The following is a 16,618-nucleotide window of genomic DNA, read 5'->3' on the forward strand; positions in this document are numbered from 1 at the left end:
TACAGAACATATATAACATATTATGTAATTTAACTATATGTTTGTAAAGGACAGTGATTGAATTGAATAGAAATATATTTATAAATATGGAAAATGAAATATTTAAGGGAAATTTACTGGATGTGGGTTTGGATAATCAGGGCATAGTGTATAATATATATAAACAATTTAATGATAATATAAATGTGGAATATGTAAATGGAAAGGATGAGGGAAAAAATATAAAGGAGAACTATTATGACAATTGTATATTGCTGTTTTCCTTTGACAAACTCTGCTTTAATTTTAAAAAGAAAAATTTTATATTGGATATATATAAATATTTGAATAAAAGTGGCTTTTTACATATATGGGATATAGACAAAGGATATAATAAGATTTTCTGTGCAGATGTAAAAATAGCAGTACCTGGAGGAAAACTTAAAAAAATAAGAATAAGGGATTTTAATATTTTAAAAAACAGTTCTAAGGAAAATACCTTAAAACTGTTAGAGGAGTATTTTAAAGTTTTGGATTTTAGAAATTCAGATGGAATTTATTATATAAAGGCTCAGAAAAAGGATATTATGTAGCTTGAAATAAAATTTTAAATTTTAATTTGACTTTGTATTAAAAGACCAGATTGATTTGGAGGAAAAGAAAAAATTTATATGAAAATATTACTGACCGCATTAAATTCAAAATTTATTCACAGCAATTTGGCAGTGAGGTATTTAAGGGCGTATACTGAAGAACTTGAATATAATTGTACTATAAGAGAGTTTACAATAAATGATATGAAAGAAAGAGTGTTGGAGGAGATTATAGCGGAAAAACCCGATATAGTGTCATTTTCCTGTTATATATGGAATATAGAATATATTAAGTCATTAGCTGTACTAATTAAGCTGATAAACCCAAAAATTCAAATTTTATATGGGGGACCAGAAGTATCCTACGACAGTTATAGTTTTTTAAAGGATGCCGCTGGAGAATATGTAATAGTAGGTGAGGGGGAAGAAAGTTATTATGAATTCGTAAAGTTTCAAATAGAGTATTTTAGAAAATCAAGAGAAAAAAATAATGAAAGCAGTTTCTTGAAGCTTAAGGATATAAAGGGACTTTGTTTTAAATGGAATCATGAAGTGATTTTAAATGAAAATAGAGAGTTAATGGACATGAATAAAATAATATTCCCATATAAAACAGAAGAAAGTTTTAAAAATAAAATTATATATTATGAATCCAGCCGTGGGTGCCCGTTTTCCTGCAAGTATTGTCTATCTTCCACTATTAAAGGTGTCAGGTTTTTAAATATAAAAAGGGTGAAAGAAGAACTTCAATTTTTAATGTCACAGAATATAAGACTTATAAAATTTGTAGATAGAACTTTTAATTGCAATCATAAATTTACCATGGAACTTTGGAAATTCATAATAGATGTGGATACGGATACTACCTTTCATTTTGAAATTTCAGCAGATGTTCTTACAGAGGATGAAATAGAATTGCTTCAGAAATCTCCTGCAGGAAGAATTCAGCTTGAAGTTGGGGTTCAAACCACAAATGACAGGGTTTTAAAGAATATAGATAGGCATGTTAAATTTCAGGAAATAGAGGAAAAAGTCAGAAAGGTCCAAAGGTATCACAATGTAAAACAGCACCTGGATTTAATAGCGGGACTTCCGGGAGAAGATTTTAAGTCCTTTAAAGAATCCTTTAATAATGTGTATTCTATAAAACCAGAAGAAATTCAACTTGGATTCTTAAAGCTTTTAAAGGGCTCATCCATGAGAGAAGAAGTAAAAAACTGGGGCATGGTATATTCACCTTATGCTCCCTATGAGATCCTGAAAACAAACCATATGAGTTATGATGAAATTGTCATATTAAAGAGATTGGAAAAAGTTCTGGATAAATACTATAATTCAGGGAAATTCATACATATATTGAATTATTTTATCTCTAAATTTAAAACTGCTTTTGATTTTTATTATGAAATGGGCATGTTTTTTTATGAAATGGGATATTTGAATAGGAATATATCGTCAGCGGAGTACTATAAGGTATTTATTGAATTTGAGGAACAGTATTTAAATGAAAAAAATATTGAGTTAAATGAGATAATAAAGTATGATTATCTTAAGTTCAATAAGAAGAAATGGCTTCCGGATTTTTTGTTAAGGTATAGAGATAAATATGGAGAAAAACTTATAAAACAAAAAATACAAAATAAAGATATAAAGGTATCAAAAAATTATCACATGGAAAAATTCTCTATAAATATAAAAAAGCTTTTAAAAGACTCTTTAATAGAAAAAAAAGAGGGATATGTAATATTTGATGGAGAAAAGGAACTGTACTTATTCTAAAGTATTTAATTTACATTGAGGGGAGTTGATATTGTGAATCTGACCATTGATGATAGAGCTCTTAACTATGCAAGAGAAAAAGGTGGGGATTTTGTAGTTAAAACTATTTCCGCATCTGGAGGATGTTGTTCTATGGAGGTAAGGGAGATAACTATAGAATTTTCAAAAGATTTTAAAGGAAGTAAAAAAGTATTTAATAGTTATAATTATAATGGTATAAATGTATATGTGGAAAAAGGACTTGAAATGGAAGAAAAAGTGCTCATATATGAAAAGGTGAAATTGCCTCTCATCGGAAGTTTGTTTGGCTCAAAGGGGATATCTGTAAAGTATCTCTAATACTTTCATCAAGTGATTTTCGGGTATGGTGGAGTTTGCCCATAAGGAAAGTTTTTCTCCACTGAATTGAAATATAGCTGGGAGCTGTCCTAAGATAAAAAGTAATTTCTAAAATGGGACAGCCCTATTTTATATATTTAATTGTATTAATCGGAAACATTCACTTTATATACTTTCTTTGCCCTGTCCGTATATAAAATACCATCCAAATGATCTATTTCATGGCAAAATACGTTGGATATCAAGCCATCCAACTTGTAAGTCACTTCATTACCCTCTATATCCTGCCCTGTTACTATAGTTTTTTTGGGTCTTATTACGATGCCCTCATAGCCAGGGTAACTTAAGCATCCTTCCACACTTTCCTGTCTGCCGATCTTCTTAACTATTTTAGGATTTATTAAAATCATAGGTTTGGAATCTTCCTCTTTTAAGTCTACGATTATTATCTTTTTAAGTATTCCTATCTGGGGGGCAGAAAGGCCCACACCGCCGGGACTATTGCTGAGAGTATCTTTAAGATCTTCAATAACTTTTAAAGTATCATCATCTATTTTCCTAACTTGTCTGCTAACTCTTTTTAGAAGTTTATTTCCAAATTGTAATATTTCTCTTACTGCCAAATTATTACCTCCCTGTAAATTATCGATACATAAATTATACATTTATTTTATGAAAGGATCAATTTTTTGAATATAAATGCAGAAGTTTAGAACACAAAAATATTTTAAGATTTTAACCTGTTGATTAGTGGTAATTTGAGATTATTGTAAGAAAAATTATAGATTCCGATTATAATTTGGCATAAGTTCTTGACAGTACCAGTTTTGAGTGATAAACTGAATATATAAAAATTTTAGAAAACTTTTATTTGATATATTAATTAAAAATTAATATTCTTGTCACTCTGAAGCGAAGGTGTCCTGAGATAAAGAGCGGGCAGTAAAAAAGTAATATTTTGCATTAGTGCATTATTTATATATTATGACCGCATTTAAGTTCTTCCCAAACTTGGGAGGAACTTTTTTACATAAGAAAAAAAGTACTGCATATATAATATGCCACAATTATAAATGAATTTCGTAGGAGGTTAAAAAATGCTGAAAATAGCCATATATGGGAAAGGCGGCATTGGAAAATCTACAATTACTAGTAATTTGTCAGCAGCCTTTGCCATGTTGGGGAAAAAAGTTATTCAGATAGGATGTGATCCTAAAGCAGATTCCAGCATCAACCTGCTTGGAGGAGAACCATTAATACCTGTGATGAACTATATGAGGGAATTTGATATGGAACCGGAAAAAATTGAAGATATTTCAAAAGTAGGTTTTGGAAATGTTCTTTGTATAGAGACCGGAGGCCCTACACCTGGTTTGGGTTGTGCGGGCAGAGGCATTATTACTACATTTAATCTATTAGAGGAATTAAATCTTTTTGAAACATACAGACCTGATATTGTACTTTATGATGTTTTAGGTGATGTGGTTTGTGGTGGATTTGCAGCGCCTATTCGTGAAGGATATGCTGAAAAAGTACTCATTGTTACTTCGGGTGAAAAAATGGCTCTTTATGCAGCCAATAATATAAATAACGCAGTCAAAAATTTTGAAGATAGAAGTTATGCAAAGGTGCTTGGTATCGTATTCAATCATAGAAATGTTGAAAATGAAGAGAAAAAGGTAAAAGACTTTGCAGATGGGGCTGGTCTTCCAATTGTAGGTGACATTCCGAGAAATCAGGATATCAATCGTTTTGAGGAAATGGGCAAAACAGTTATTGAAGGAGATCCTAACCTTCCAATAAGTCAGTGTTTTTTTAATTTAGCCAAATTATTGATTAAAGGTGAGGAGATGAAATGAAAAAAGAGTCATATTATATTACAGCAGAAAATTTAGCTGCAGCAGGTAAAGATAATATTCCTGCAGAACTTATTTCCAATACTCATTTGATCTACAGTTCACCGGCAACGCTTTCTTTTAATTCACCTGGTGCCCAGGGGTTTGGAGTTAAGCGCGCAGCATTGGCAATACCGGGGTCAATTATGCTTTTAGTAGCTCCGGGATGTTGCGGCAGGAATACAACAACATTAAGTGAACCGGGTGAATATAGTGATAGAATTTTCTATTTGATAATGAATGAAACTGATATTGTTACTGGAGGTCATTTAAAGAATATTCCACAGGCAGTGGAAGAAATCTGCCAGTGCATGCCAAGTATGCCATCAGTGGTTATGATCTGTATTACATGCGTTGATGCACTTTTGGGAACAGATATGGAGCGTGTTTGCAGAAAGGCCATGGACAAGGTGCATATTCCTGTTCTTCCCTGTTATATGTATGCGTTGACGAGAGAAGGCCGTAAGCCTCCTATGGTACATGTAAGGCAGTCTATTTATTCCCTGCTTGAGCCAATGGAAAAAAAACTGGATACAGTTAATATACTTGGATATTTTGCTCCACTTACAGATGATTGCGAACTATATGATTTGCTGCATCAGATTGGCATGAAGAAAATAAATGAAATCTCCCGCTGCAGAGACTTTGATGAATATATGCACATGGCGGAGGCAAATTTTAATATTGTATTAAATCCAGAAGCAAGATTTGCAGCACAGGATATTATGAAACGGCTGGGTATTCCGGCAGCAGAGCTTACAAGGCTGTATCAGATAGATAAGATACAGAATCAATACCGGATTTTCACCAGAGCCCTTGGTACGAGCTTTGATGATCAAAAGTATTATGGGGAAGCGGAAAAGGCCATAGATGAATTGAAAGCTGTTTATCCTCATATAACATTTGCAGTAGGTGAGGCCATGAATGCCAATCCTTTTGAGTTGTCTCTGGCGCTTATCAGATATGGATTCAAGGTAGCTGAAATATACGGCAATCTTGCTGTGGAAGACTTTGTTTATATCAGAAAAATTGCAAAACTGAGTCCTGACACCAAGATTTATTCCAGTCTGGAACCTACCATGCTTTATTATGACTGCAGTAGGGAAAACATTGATATAACCATTGGCAAGGATGCCCAGTACTACCATCCTGATTGTGTAAATGTACCATGGAAGCAGGATATTCAGCCATTTGGGTATGCTGGTGTAAAAAAATTGTTTGAAGAACTGAAACATTCACTGGATTGTTCTGATAAGGAGGCATAGATGAAAGGGTTAAGAAAATATATATCACCTTTTGCACCGGACCAGTCTGGTGCGGCAGCTGTTCTTTATAAATTGGGAGGAATTATAGTTATTTGCGATGCAGGAGGATGTACTGGTAATGTATGTGGATTTGATGAGCCCAGATGGGCCATAGAAAAAAGTACTATTTTCAGTGCCGGCCTTCGTGATATGGATGCTATACTGGGACGTGATGACAAGCTTGTGGCAAAACTTGCGGATGTAGCTGAAAAAGTGGAAGCGAAATTTGCAGCAGTTATAGGAACTCCGGTACCGACAGTTATTGCTACTGATTACAATGCAATAAGGAAAATGGCAGAAAAGAAACTTGGGATACCTGTTCTTGCCATAGAAACTACTGGTATGGATTTATATGATGTGGGAGCTGAAAAAGCTTATCTTAAAATATTTAAGAGGTTTGCAAAGGATGGAGTGAAAGTAGAGAAAGAGAGTGTTGGTGTAATTGGAGTAATTCCACTTGACATGAGCGACTTAAAGGCAGCAGATAAAATAGAAGCTGCACTAAAAGCTGAGGCTTTTAAAAATGTTTACTGCTATGGTATGGGAGTAGATTTGTCAAAGGTAGAAGCTGCCGGAAGTGTTGCAAAGAATGTGGTAGTATCTCCTGCCGGGTTAAAGGCTGCACAGTATTTAAAAAAAAGATTCGGCACACCTTATGAGGCTGCTTATCCACTGGTTGGAGATATATTAAAGGATGAAATGAAAGAAGAGTTTAAAAATTTTTCAGGTAAAAAGGTTTTAGTAGTACATCAGCAGGTCATTGCAAATTCTATCAGAGATGAAATAAATAGAAATGTGAATTCAGATGTAACAGTTGCTTCCTGGTTTATGCTAAAGGAGGAATTTAGCCAAGCTGGGGATATTTCTCTTACAGAAGAGGACCAGTTTGTGGAACTCATCCAGCAGGGAAACTACGATGTAATTGTAGGAGATAGTATATTGAAACGTGCAATACCTAACTTCAGGGGAAGGTATGTAGACACACCACATTTTGCAGTTTCAGGAAAGATGTGATATGAGATGAAAAAGTATAAAACTCTATTGATTAGAATCTATGGTGTGGTCCAGGGAGTTGGTTTCAGACCTACAGTAAGTCGGCATGCAGATAAAAATCATATATTGGGAAGCGTGTGCAACAAGGGACCTTATGTAGAAATATGGGCCCAGGGCAGTGACAGTGAATTAGAAGGTTTTCTCTACCATTTGGAGCATAACCCTCCAAAACGTTCATCAATATTAAAAATTGATGTGCATGAAGTGGAAGAGTCAGAAGAATTTCAGAACTTTGAAATTATTGAAAGTGAACATGTACAAGGTGAGATTTTTGTATCTCCAGACATTGCTATCTGCCCGGAATGTACAAGAGAACTTTTTGATAAGAAGGACAGACGATATCTTCATCCCTTTATAAACTGTACATGCTGTGGACCAAGGCTTACTATTTTAGATTCCATGCCGTATGACCGTGTACGTACCAGCATGGGTCAATTTCCCATGTGTCCAGAGTGTGAATATGAATACACTCACCCGGAAACTCGAAGATATGATGCACAGCCGGTATGCTGCAATGAATGCGGTCCGGAGGTTTATCTCATTGGAAGAAATGAACGGGGCAGCGCTGCAATTACTTATACAAGACAAGTAATCCATGATGGGGGGATTGCAGCTATAAAGGGAATTGGAGGTTTCCATCTTTGCTGTGACGCCACAAACCAAGAAACGGTGCAGCGACTTAGAACATTAAAGAGGAGGCCGGCGAAGCCCTTAGCAGTTATGATGCGGGACATGGAAACTGCAGAACGTGAATGTGAAGTTACAAGAGTTCAAAAAGAAGTATTGGATGGACATCAGAAACCAATCATACTTCTGAAAAAAAAGCTGAATGGAATGTTATGTGATGCTGTGGCACCTGATAATCCCAAGGTGGGAGTAATGCTTCCATATGCTCCTGTTCAACTGTTGATATTCACATATAAGGATGATATAGCAATGCCGGATTGCCTGGTTATGACAAGCGGCAATACATCAGGTGCACCAATATGCAGGGATGACAATGATGCAATAGCAGAATTATCAAAGATGTGTGATGTTATTTTATCACATGACCGAATGATTCGTATTCGTGCAGATGATTCGGTTATGGATTTTTTTGAAGGAAAACCTTATATGATAAGGCGTTCCAGGGGATATGCACCGCTGCCATTTATCATTTCAAAGGGATTTAAAGGGGAAGTACTGGCAGTTGGCGGTGAATTGAAAAATTCTTTTTGTGTAGGTAAAAATGATTTGTTTTATCAGTCCCCATATATTGGTGATATGGAAGATTTAAGAACAGTAAAAGCTTTGAAGGAGTCAATTGCAAGACTGGAAACTTTGCTTGAGATCACGCCAACCATTGTGGCATGTGACATGCATCCAAAGTATAATACTACTTACGTGGCACAGAAAATTGGAATCCCTGTTCTACAGGTTCAACATCATTATGCACATATACTGTCCTGTATGGCTGAAAATGATTATTCTGAGCCGGTTATAGGTGTTTCCTTTGATGGAACAGGATATGGAACAGACGGAACCATTTGGGGCGGGGAGTTATTAAAAGTTACTTATGATGAATTTAACAGACTGGGCAGTATAAAACCCTTTCTCCAGATTGGTGGTGACTTGTCCGCTAAAGAGGGATGGCGAATTGCAGTATCCATGATCTATGGTATATACAAAGACAAGGCAAAGGCAGCTGAAATTGTAAAACAGCTTGAATTATGTGATGAGAAGAATTGTAATGTTCAGTTTATGATGGCCCACAACAAAATAAACAGCATAGTATCTACAAGTGCAGGGCGTTTGTTCGATGCTGTAAGTGCTATGTTAAATATTAGAAAACAATCATCTTTTGAAGGTGAGGCTTCTACTACTCTTGAATTTGCAGCAGAAGCTTATGAAGAAAAATGTGCGGCCCATAATAGCTGTGGTAGTATTTATAATGTGGATAGTATTGAAGCTGCAGATCTTGTTTATGAAAATTCAGGCGGACAGTTAATTCTGGCAACGGATGTTTTAGTAAAGAAAATCCTGGAGGAAATTTTAGCTGGAAAAGATTCACAGATGCTTGCTTATTTTTTTCATCAGAAATTGTCAGACATGATTGCAGCAGGATGTGCACATGCTTCAGAAAATACTGGAATCAAAACCATAGCATTAAGCGGGGGAGTATATCAAAACCGGTTATTATTAAAAATGAGCCTGGACCGTTTAAAAAAACTGGGATTCAGAGTTTTAACCCATAGTTTATTGCCGCCAAATGATGGTGGAATCGCGCTGGGGCAGGCAGTAGCAGCAATGAAACATATCAATAAATTGAAGAGATGAAAGGAGAATAGCTATGTGTGTAGGTTTGCCGGCAAAAGTTGTAAATATTAAAGAAGGGATGGCTCTCATTGATGCTTCAGGAGCAAGAAGAGAGGTATCTGCAGAATTAATCGATGAATTGGAACCAGGGGATTATGTTATGGTTCATGCAGGAATTGCCATTTCTAAAATTACAAACGATGACAAGAGTGAAACAGATAAAATCATGGAGGAATTATAATGGCTGATAGCATAAAGAAAACCGCGAAGGAGATTATCCAATCTTACAACGGACCCCAAATTCGTATTATGGAAGTCTGTGGAACTCATACTCATGAAATATTCAGGCTTGGAATAAGGCATATCCTGCCGGAGAATATTGAACTGATATCAGGACCGGGATGCCCGGTTTGCGTTACTCCCGTCGGCTTTATTGATGAAGCCGTTATGCTGGCTCTTGATCATAATGCCACCATATGTACCTTTGGAGATCTAGTAAGAGTGCCCGGTTCAGAAATGAGCCTTGGAGAAGCCAGGTCAAAAGGTGCCAAAGTTCAAATAGTATATTCACCTATTGATGCTTATGAGTATGCTAAAGAGCACCTTGAGGAGCAGGTAGTATTCTTGTCAGTAGGATTTGAAACAACCACACCTGCCAGCTGTCTGTCGGTGAAAAAGGCAAAAGATGCAGGATTGACGAATTTTGCATTACTTACGGCAAATAAAACTATGCCAAGAGCATACAGAATTTTGAAAGACAGCGCAGATGCATTTTTATATCCAGGTCATGTACATGCCATTATAGGTACAGAGTTGTGTGAAAGTCTGGTTGAAGAAGGCGTTAGCGGAGTAATAACAGGTTTTACTGTTAATGAAATCATGACAGCACTTGCCGTAGTGATCACAAAATTACAGCAGGGGAGAAGTTTTTTTAAAAACTGTTATCCCAGAGTTGTAACACATGAAGGCAGTAAAGCGGCTCAGGTTGTTGTATCTGAAATCATGGAAGACTGTGATTCTGAGTGGAGAGGTCTTGGGATTATTCCAAATTCAGGTCTTAAATTGAAAGAAACTTATAAAGACTTTGATGCCAGGGTTAAATTCCGTTTACCAGAAGTAAAGGGGAGAAGCAATCCTGCATGCCGCTGTGGGGATGTTCTTCAGGGAAAATGCAAGCCGCCGGATTGTAAAGTGTTCGGCAGGGGATGTACACCATTGCATCCTGTTGGAGCCTGTATGGTATCCAATGAAGGTGCATGTTCAGCATATTATCAGTATGGAGGAAATATAAATGGATAAAACAGTTACACTAGCTCATGGAGCTGGAGGAAGACAAACGTCAGAATTAATAGCTCAGGTTTTTAAAGCTCATTTTTCCAATCCTGACCTGACAGCAGATGATGCTGCAGTATTGAATATTAAGGTGGGAAAACTAGCCTTTACAACAGATGGATTTATTGTTTCCCCATCAGAATTTCCAGGGGGGAATATTGGTAAATTAAGTATATGCGGTACGGTAAATGATTTGTCATGTATGGGAGCCAGGCCTCTGTATTTATCCTGTGCCTTTGTCATTGAGGAAGGTTTTCCAATGGACAAGTTAGAGAAAATTGCATCAGCCATGGAAAAGACTGCAGAGGAAGCAGGGGTTAAAATAGTAGCCGGAGATACGAAGGTGGCTGGAAAAGGCCAGGTTGATGGTGTATTTATAACAACAACAGGTATCGGCCAGATTACAGATGGTGTCAATACCTCTGGCTTTAATGCAAAACCTGGTGATGCAATTATCGTAACCGGAGATATAGGACGACATGGATGTACTGTTTTGCTGGCACGAAATGAGTTTGGAATTGAAGCAGATGTGACCAGTGACTGTGCACCATTATGGGGAACAGTAAAAGCTATGCTTGATACCTCAAAAGATATTCATGTAATCAGAGATGCCACACGGGGAGGTGTAGGTACGGTATTATATGAAATTGCTGAACAGAGCAAGGTTGGAATTAGACTGGATTCAAAGAGCATACCGATATCAGATGCTGTAAAAGGTGTATGCGGCATGCTGGGGCTGGAACCATTATATCTTGCATGTGAAGGCAGGCTTGTGGTTTTTGCTCCGAAAGAGGTTGCCCCAAAGCTTGTTGATATATTACATAAAGGTAAATATTCTGCAGATGCGACTATTATTGGTGAGGTAATTGAAGATATGCCAGGGCGTGTTATTGTAAAAACAGAAATCGGTGCTGAAACATTATTACCGCCACCGGGAGGAGAATTGCTTCCAAGAATATGTTAACATAGTAAAACAAGAACAGGTGAACGCTAGTAAATTAGAATATGGGGGAAATATATTATGATAAAAATTGCAGTATATGGAAAAGGTGGTATTGGAAAATCTACAACAGTTTCTAACATATCAGCTGCATTGGCTGATAAAGGAATAAGGGTCATGCAGATTGGATGCGACCCTAAAGCTGATTCTACAGTTTCACTTCATGGAAAAACAGACGTGAATACGGTACTTGAACTTGTAAGGGCGAATAAGAATAATAAGAATAATTTTACCCTGGAAGATATGGTGACCATTGGATACAATGGGGTAATATGTGTGGAGGCAGGTGGTCCTAATCCGGGCTTGGGCTGTGCGGGCAGGGGAATCATAGCAGCCCTGGAAAAATTGAAAGAAAAAGGCGCCTATGAGGTATATAAACCAGATGTAGTGATATATGACGTATTGGGTGATGTAGTATGCGGAGGGTTTTCCATGCCAATGCGTAAGGGATACGCAGACAAAGTATTTATCATAACCTCAGGGGAGAACATGGCTATTCATGCAGCAGCCAATATTGCAATGGCTGTAGATAACTTTAAGGACAGAGGTTATGCAGGCCTTGGAGGTCTTATTCTCAACAGAAGAAATGTGAAAAATGAATATGAAAAAGTGTGGGAATTGGCGGAGGACATTCATTCAGAAATAGTTGGCACCCTGGACAGGAGTGACGTGGTTCAGGAAGCGGAAACTTTGAACAAAACGGTAATAGAAGCATTTCCTGACAGTGATATGGCAAAACAGTATAGAAAGCTGGCAGAGATTGTCATGAGGATATGCGGGAAGGAGATATCATGCTGATAAATGTATCCGGGCATGTTGATGAAACAGGAGCCTGCACTGCAATAAAAGATGCTGCATTTCCTGCACCCTTTGTATCGGGACTGGAATATGGTTCACCCGCTAGGGGAACATGGAATATAGTTCATATTGGAATGCTTATTCCAGAATCACATCAGATATATGTATGTGCAGCAAACTGTTTAAGAGGTGTTGTTCTTACAGCGGAAGAAATGGGAGCATCTGACAGACTTTCAACTATAGCTGTACAGGAGAACAATGTGTTGGAAGGTGACATGGAAGAACTTATTATTGAAGGTGTATCGGATATACTTGAAAAACTTCCGCAGAAACCCACCGCAGTTCTGGTATATACCGCCTGTATACATCATTTTATGGGATGTGATTTGGAGCTGGTTTACAGCCAATTGAGAAAAAGATATCCGGAGGTGGCTTTTGCAGACTGTTATATGAATCCAATTATGAGAAAAAGCGGGCTGACGCCGGATCAGACAATGAGGCGTCAGTTGTACAGTATCATTCAACCATTGGAGATTAACAGAAAAAGCATCGATATTATCGGCAACAATATTCCTACGGATGAAAGCAGTGAACTTATACGGATTATCCGTGAAAATGGATATGAACTGAAGGATATTACTCTCTGCAAAACCTATGACGAATACCTTAAAATGGCTGAAAGTTGTGCTAACATATCCTGTCTGCCTGCTGCCATACCAGGTGGAGAATATTTGCAGGAAAGACTGGGACAGAAGCACCTGCATCTACCTTTATGTTATGGATTTGATGAGATAACGGAAAACTTGAACACATTGAATGAATATTTGGGATTACGGGAAAAAGAATACGTGGAGGAAAAATCAGCAGCCTTGAATGCTTTGAAAGAAGCAAAAGAAGTGATTGGCCATGCAAAAATTTCCATAGATTATACAGCTGTTCCAAGACCGGCTGGATTGGCACGATTACTTGTGGAAAATGGATTTAATGTGGGTAGGCTGTATGTAGATTCATTTACAGAATGGGACAAAGCAGATTTTGACTGGCTTGTAAAAAACAAACCTGAAATGAAAGTGTATGCTACAGTACATGCAAAGATGCGTATATTAGACAGAAAATGTGGTGAGAAGAGTCTTGCAATAGGACAGAAGGCTGCTTATTTTACAGGAAGCAGATATTTTGTAAATATAGTAGAAGGCGGCGGAATGTATGGTTTTGACGGAATTGTCAGATTGGCTGGACTTATGAAGGAAGCTTTTATATATCCTAAAAATGTACGCCAGCTTATACAAATGAAAGGATTGGGGTGTGATTGCTGCTTATGAAACAGACTTCAGCATTTATTTCAACATACACTGCAGATGTGTCAGGCGTCTGTTCTGCATTATATGAATTAGGCGGGATGACTATTATGCATGATGCATCAGGGTGCAATTCAACATATAATACCCACGATGAACCCCGCTGGTATGATATGGACAGCATGGTGTATATTACAGGGCTTTCTGAAATGGAAGCCATCATGGGTGATGATGAAAAATTAATACATGATATTGTCAGCGCAGCTAATGATTTGCATCCTAAATTTATAGCTATTGCAGGTACACCAATTCCAATGATGATAGGTACAGATTTTCATGCCATTGCAGAAGTGATTGAGAATCAAACTGGAATTCCCGCATTTGGTATTGAAACAAATGGAATGCATTCTTATCTATGTGGAGCTGGACAAGCTTTTGTTGAGATAGTAAAGCGATTTACCTCAACTGGTATATCTAAAAGAACAAAAAGTGTGAATGTTATTGGAGCTACTCCTTTAGATTATTCTGTAAACGGCAGTGTAAATAGCATTAGAAGGCGATTAACTGAAGCCGGCTTCCAGGTTTTATCTGTATGGGCAATGGGAAGTACATTGGAGAAAATGAAACAAGCCGGAGCTGCGGAAGTAAATCTGGTGGTTTCTTACACAGGACTTCTGGCAGCAAAAGAATTACAGAAGAAGTTTGGAACACCATATGTTGTGGGTGTTCCAATGGGAGATCAGTTTGCATCTGTAGTAATGAAAGCACTAGATAAGGCAATTAATACAGGAAAATCACAAATTGCATATGATAAACCAACTGCCTGCGGTGGTGACACAGTTATTATTGGGGAAAGTATTTATTCCGAATCATTAGCTGCAGCACTTACACTTACAAAGAATATGAAAGTCAAGGTTTTATGCCCTTTGGAAACGGAACCTGATTTGTTATTATCAGGGGATGTTTTGGCAGAAGATGAAGATAATCTGATGCTATATTTGAAAAATGCCGCAACTGTGATTGCAGACCCTATCTATCGCAGGATTATCCAGCCAGGCACTAAATTTATATCACTTCCCCATGAAGCTTTTTCAGGGAGAATTTACAGAAAAGATATTCCGGATTTGGTTAATAATATAGATATAATACAGTGAATTAAAAGAGAAGATTGCAACACTTGCAGTGACAGCTGAGTTGTAGAAGAGTGACCATTCAAGAAATGTAGCAAGCAAAACTATGTCATTTTAAGAGAAAATATATAGATTAGCCCCTAAAATTCCGAGATCCGAATACATAAAAGCCGTTCCGGTAATTGGTTCGGCATAGGGTGGATCCGGTGTTTGTCAAGAGAGTTGTCGTATAGATTTTATAAAAGGATTTAAAAAAATATGTATTATGCAAGTTTTATTTGTTGACTTGCATTTTTTGTTTTCGTGATATCTTTGTTATTTTATTATTATTAATTAATTTATCTATTTTTTCAGCAGTCTCTCTGTCAGAGGACGCCCTAAAAGTAAAGATATTGTTTACTAAAATAACTTTTTTCACAGATTATTAGTCATTTGTAGCAAATCTTACTCCCATATCAAAAGCTTTTTGACAATCTATAGGAAATTGTTCTCTTCTAACTCTTGCTTTTTTCTTTTCATCAAAAGCTGTTGCGATATACTTTGAATAATCATCAAATTGATATGTGTCATTAACAGCCAATGATTCAAATGTACCAAAAATTCTTTTCATATCTTCTTCCATAAATCTAAGATTTTCCTTATATCTAAATTTTTTCATCTGTTCATTAGTTACATTCATAGTATAAATAAAGCCAGTTGGTATTTTCTTGCCAAAGATACTAGAGTGGTTTTTATCATATTTTAAATATGGGAATATAAGTCTTTCTAAAAATGATTTCATAACTCCTGTAACTCCTTGAAGATAAATTGGTGAACCAAGAATAATTGCATCAGCTTTTTTAGCTTTTTCAAGAACAGGCGTTAAATCATCACTAAAACTACATCTGCCATAGCTTTTACCATTCTTCACCTTACAACCAAAACAACTTACACAACCTTTGTAATTGTAGTCATAGAGATGAATAAGTTTTGTCTCAGCACCATGTAATTTTGCTCCTTCAAGTGCTTTATTAAGAAGAGTAGCTGTATTTTTATTTTTTCTAGGACTCCCATTAATAGCTAATATTTTCATAAATTATCCCTCCATATATAATTAACTTAACAGTATGTTATATACCAATTTATACTGTTCTAATATCCTAATTCTTCTCCAACAAGAATTACTTTAATTCTTCCTGGAAATCTTCCAATACGTGTAATAACTGTATAGGTGCATATAGAATTAATTCCTACACAATCACCGCACTTTCCAGTAATAGAGCATGGAGTTTTGTAATTAAACCTAATGGTATTTTGCGGACATGCTATTAGTTTAATTCTCTTATAGGCACTTTCTACATCCGAGCATACTTTGTTCATTCCTACAACCACAACAACATGCTTTGGACCATACATCATTGCAGCCAAACGATTGCCACTACCGTCAATATTTACAAGTTCACCATTTATTGTAATGGCATTGGCACTTAAAAAATAGTAATCGCTTGTTACTATTTTGCTGTAGGTTTCATCACGTTTTTCTAATAATTCTTCATCAAATAAATCTTCTACATCAGTATAGGAATATTGGCCTGACTTTACTGCATCAAAAAAACCAATTTCTTTTAAGGTTTGAGAATCTCCCCAAGATATTTTATCTTCATAAGATAAAAATGACATAGCTTTTTCTAAAGCTTCTTCCTTAGTATTGGCCCAAAAACCTTCCATCCCTTTATTTGAAAGATTCTTAATGATTGTATTTGCAAGCTTGCTATAATAATCTTTTTTATTTGACATATAATATACCTCTTTCTATAATAATTTATTATAAAAAATATAAATGT

The 16,618-nt window shown here is 36.4% G+C and carries 16 protein-coding genes; 13 read left to right on the top strand and 3 right to left on the bottom strand.

Annotation, left to right across the window (positions count from 1 at the left end; genetic code table 11):
• The first annotated feature begins 86 nt into the window (after positions 1-86).
• The 3 genes from AB8U03_RS06790 (at position 87) to AB8U03_RS06800 (ending at position 2,690) form a co-directional block, all read left to right on the top strand.
• Positions 87-572 (top strand): class I SAM-dependent methyltransferase, encoded by a 486-nt coding sequence (locus tag AB8U03_RS06790; RefSeq protein ID WP_369703792.1) that lies wholly within the window; start codon positions 87-89, stop codon positions 570-572.
• Positions 573-650: 78 nt separating this feature from the next.
• Positions 651-2,351 (top strand): B12-binding domain-containing radical SAM protein, encoded by a 1,701-nt coding sequence (locus AB8U03_RS06795; RefSeq protein ID WP_369703793.1) that lies wholly within the window; start codon positions 651-653, stop codon positions 2,349-2,351.
• Between the two features lie 33 nt (positions 2,352-2,384).
• The gene (locus AB8U03_RS06800) at positions 2,385-2,690 is read left to right on the top strand and encodes a hypothetical protein (protein ID WP_369703794.1); all 306 of its coding nucleotides are present in this window, start codon (positions 2,385-2,387) and stop codon (positions 2,688-2,690) included.
• 146 nt (positions 2,691-2,836) lie between these two features.
• Here the strand turns inward: AB8U03_RS06800 and def are convergent, their stop codons facing one another.
• Positions 2,837-3,355 (bottom strand): peptide deformylase, encoded by a 519-nt coding sequence (gene def / locus AB8U03_RS06805; RefSeq protein ID WP_369703795.1) that lies wholly within the window; start codon positions 3,353-3,355, stop codon positions 2,837-2,839.
• Between the two features lie 432 nt (positions 3,356-3,787).
• On the opposite strand from def, the gene AB8U03_RS06810 reads away from it, so the two are divergent.
• From AB8U03_RS06810 to AB8U03_RS06855, 10 genes are read left to right on the top strand one after another with little or no spacing between them, the layout of a single operon-like run.
• Positions 3,788-4,549, top strand: a complete 762-nt coding sequence (locus tag AB8U03_RS06810; RefSeq protein ID WP_369703796.1) for a nucleotide-binding protein — start codon at positions 3,788-3,790, stop codon at positions 4,547-4,549.
• A complete protein-coding gene (locus tag AB8U03_RS06815; protein WP_369703797.1) occupies positions 4,546-5,850 on the top strand; it encodes a nitrogenase component 1 in 1,305 nt (434 codons plus the stop codon). The genes AB8U03_RS06810 and AB8U03_RS06815 overlap by 4 nt, the downstream gene beginning before the upstream one ends.
• A complete protein-coding gene (locus AB8U03_RS06820) occupies positions 5,851-6,903 on the top strand; it encodes a nitrogenase component 1 (protein ID WP_369703798.1) in 1,053 nt (350 codons plus the stop codon).
• 6 nt (positions 6,904-6,909) lie between these two features.
• Complete coding sequence (hypF, locus tag AB8U03_RS06825; protein WP_369703799.1) at positions 6,910-9,258, top strand: carbamoyltransferase HypF; 2,349 nt, start codon at positions 6,910-6,912, stop codon at positions 9,256-9,258.
• A gap of 13 nt (positions 9,259-9,271) precedes the next feature.
• The gene (locus tag AB8U03_RS06830) at positions 9,272-9,478 is read left to right on the top strand and encodes a HypC/HybG/HupF family hydrogenase formation chaperone (protein ID WP_369703800.1); all 207 of its coding nucleotides are present in this window, start codon (positions 9,272-9,274) and stop codon (positions 9,476-9,478) included.
• Complete coding sequence (gene hypD / locus AB8U03_RS06835) at positions 9,478-10,536, top strand: hydrogenase formation protein HypD (protein ID WP_369703801.1); 1,059 nt, start codon at positions 9,478-9,480, stop codon at positions 10,534-10,536. The genes AB8U03_RS06830 and hypD overlap by 1 nt, the downstream gene beginning before the upstream one ends.
• The gene (gene hypE / locus AB8U03_RS06840) at positions 10,529-11,533 is read left to right on the top strand and encodes a hydrogenase expression/formation protein HypE (RefSeq protein ID WP_369703802.1); all 1,005 of its coding nucleotides are present in this window, start codon (positions 10,529-10,531) and stop codon (positions 11,531-11,533) included. The genes hypD and hypE overlap by 8 nt, the downstream gene beginning before the upstream one ends.
• Before the next feature lie 57 nt (positions 11,534-11,590).
• Entirely contained in the window at positions 11,591-12,367 is a 777-nt protein-coding gene (locus AB8U03_RS06845; RefSeq protein WP_369703803.1) for a nitrogenase iron protein NifH, read from the top strand.
• Positions 12,361-13,689 carry a nitrogenase component 1 gene (locus AB8U03_RS06850; protein WP_369703804.1) on the top strand — a complete coding sequence of 443 codons (1,329 nt, stop codon included), beginning with the start codon at positions 12,361-12,363 and terminating at the stop codon, positions 13,687-13,689. The genes AB8U03_RS06845 and AB8U03_RS06850 overlap by 7 nt, the downstream gene beginning before the upstream one ends.
• Complete coding sequence (locus AB8U03_RS06855) at positions 13,686-14,819, top strand: nitrogenase component 1 (protein WP_369703805.1); 1,134 nt, start codon at positions 13,686-13,688, stop codon at positions 14,817-14,819. Before AB8U03_RS06850 ends, AB8U03_RS06855 begins: the two co-directional genes overlap by 4 nt.
• Before the next feature lie 400 nt (positions 14,820-15,219).
• On the opposite strand, the gene AB8U03_RS06860 is transcribed toward AB8U03_RS06855, so the two are convergent.
• A complete protein-coding gene (locus AB8U03_RS06860; protein ID WP_369703806.1) occupies positions 15,220-15,867 on the bottom strand; it encodes a flavodoxin family protein in 648 nt (215 codons plus the stop codon).
• A gap of 59 nt (positions 15,868-15,926) precedes the next feature.
• Complete coding sequence (locus tag AB8U03_RS06865; RefSeq protein ID WP_369703807.1) at positions 15,927-16,571, bottom strand: lactate utilization protein; 645 nt, start codon at positions 16,569-16,571, stop codon at positions 15,927-15,929.
• Positions 16,572-16,618 lie beyond the last annotated feature (47 nt).

The organism is Clostridium moutaii, assembly GCF_041205085.1.
Classification (GTDB): Bacteria; Bacillota; Clostridia; order Clostridiales; family Clostridiaceae; genus Clostridium_B; species Clostridium_B moutaii.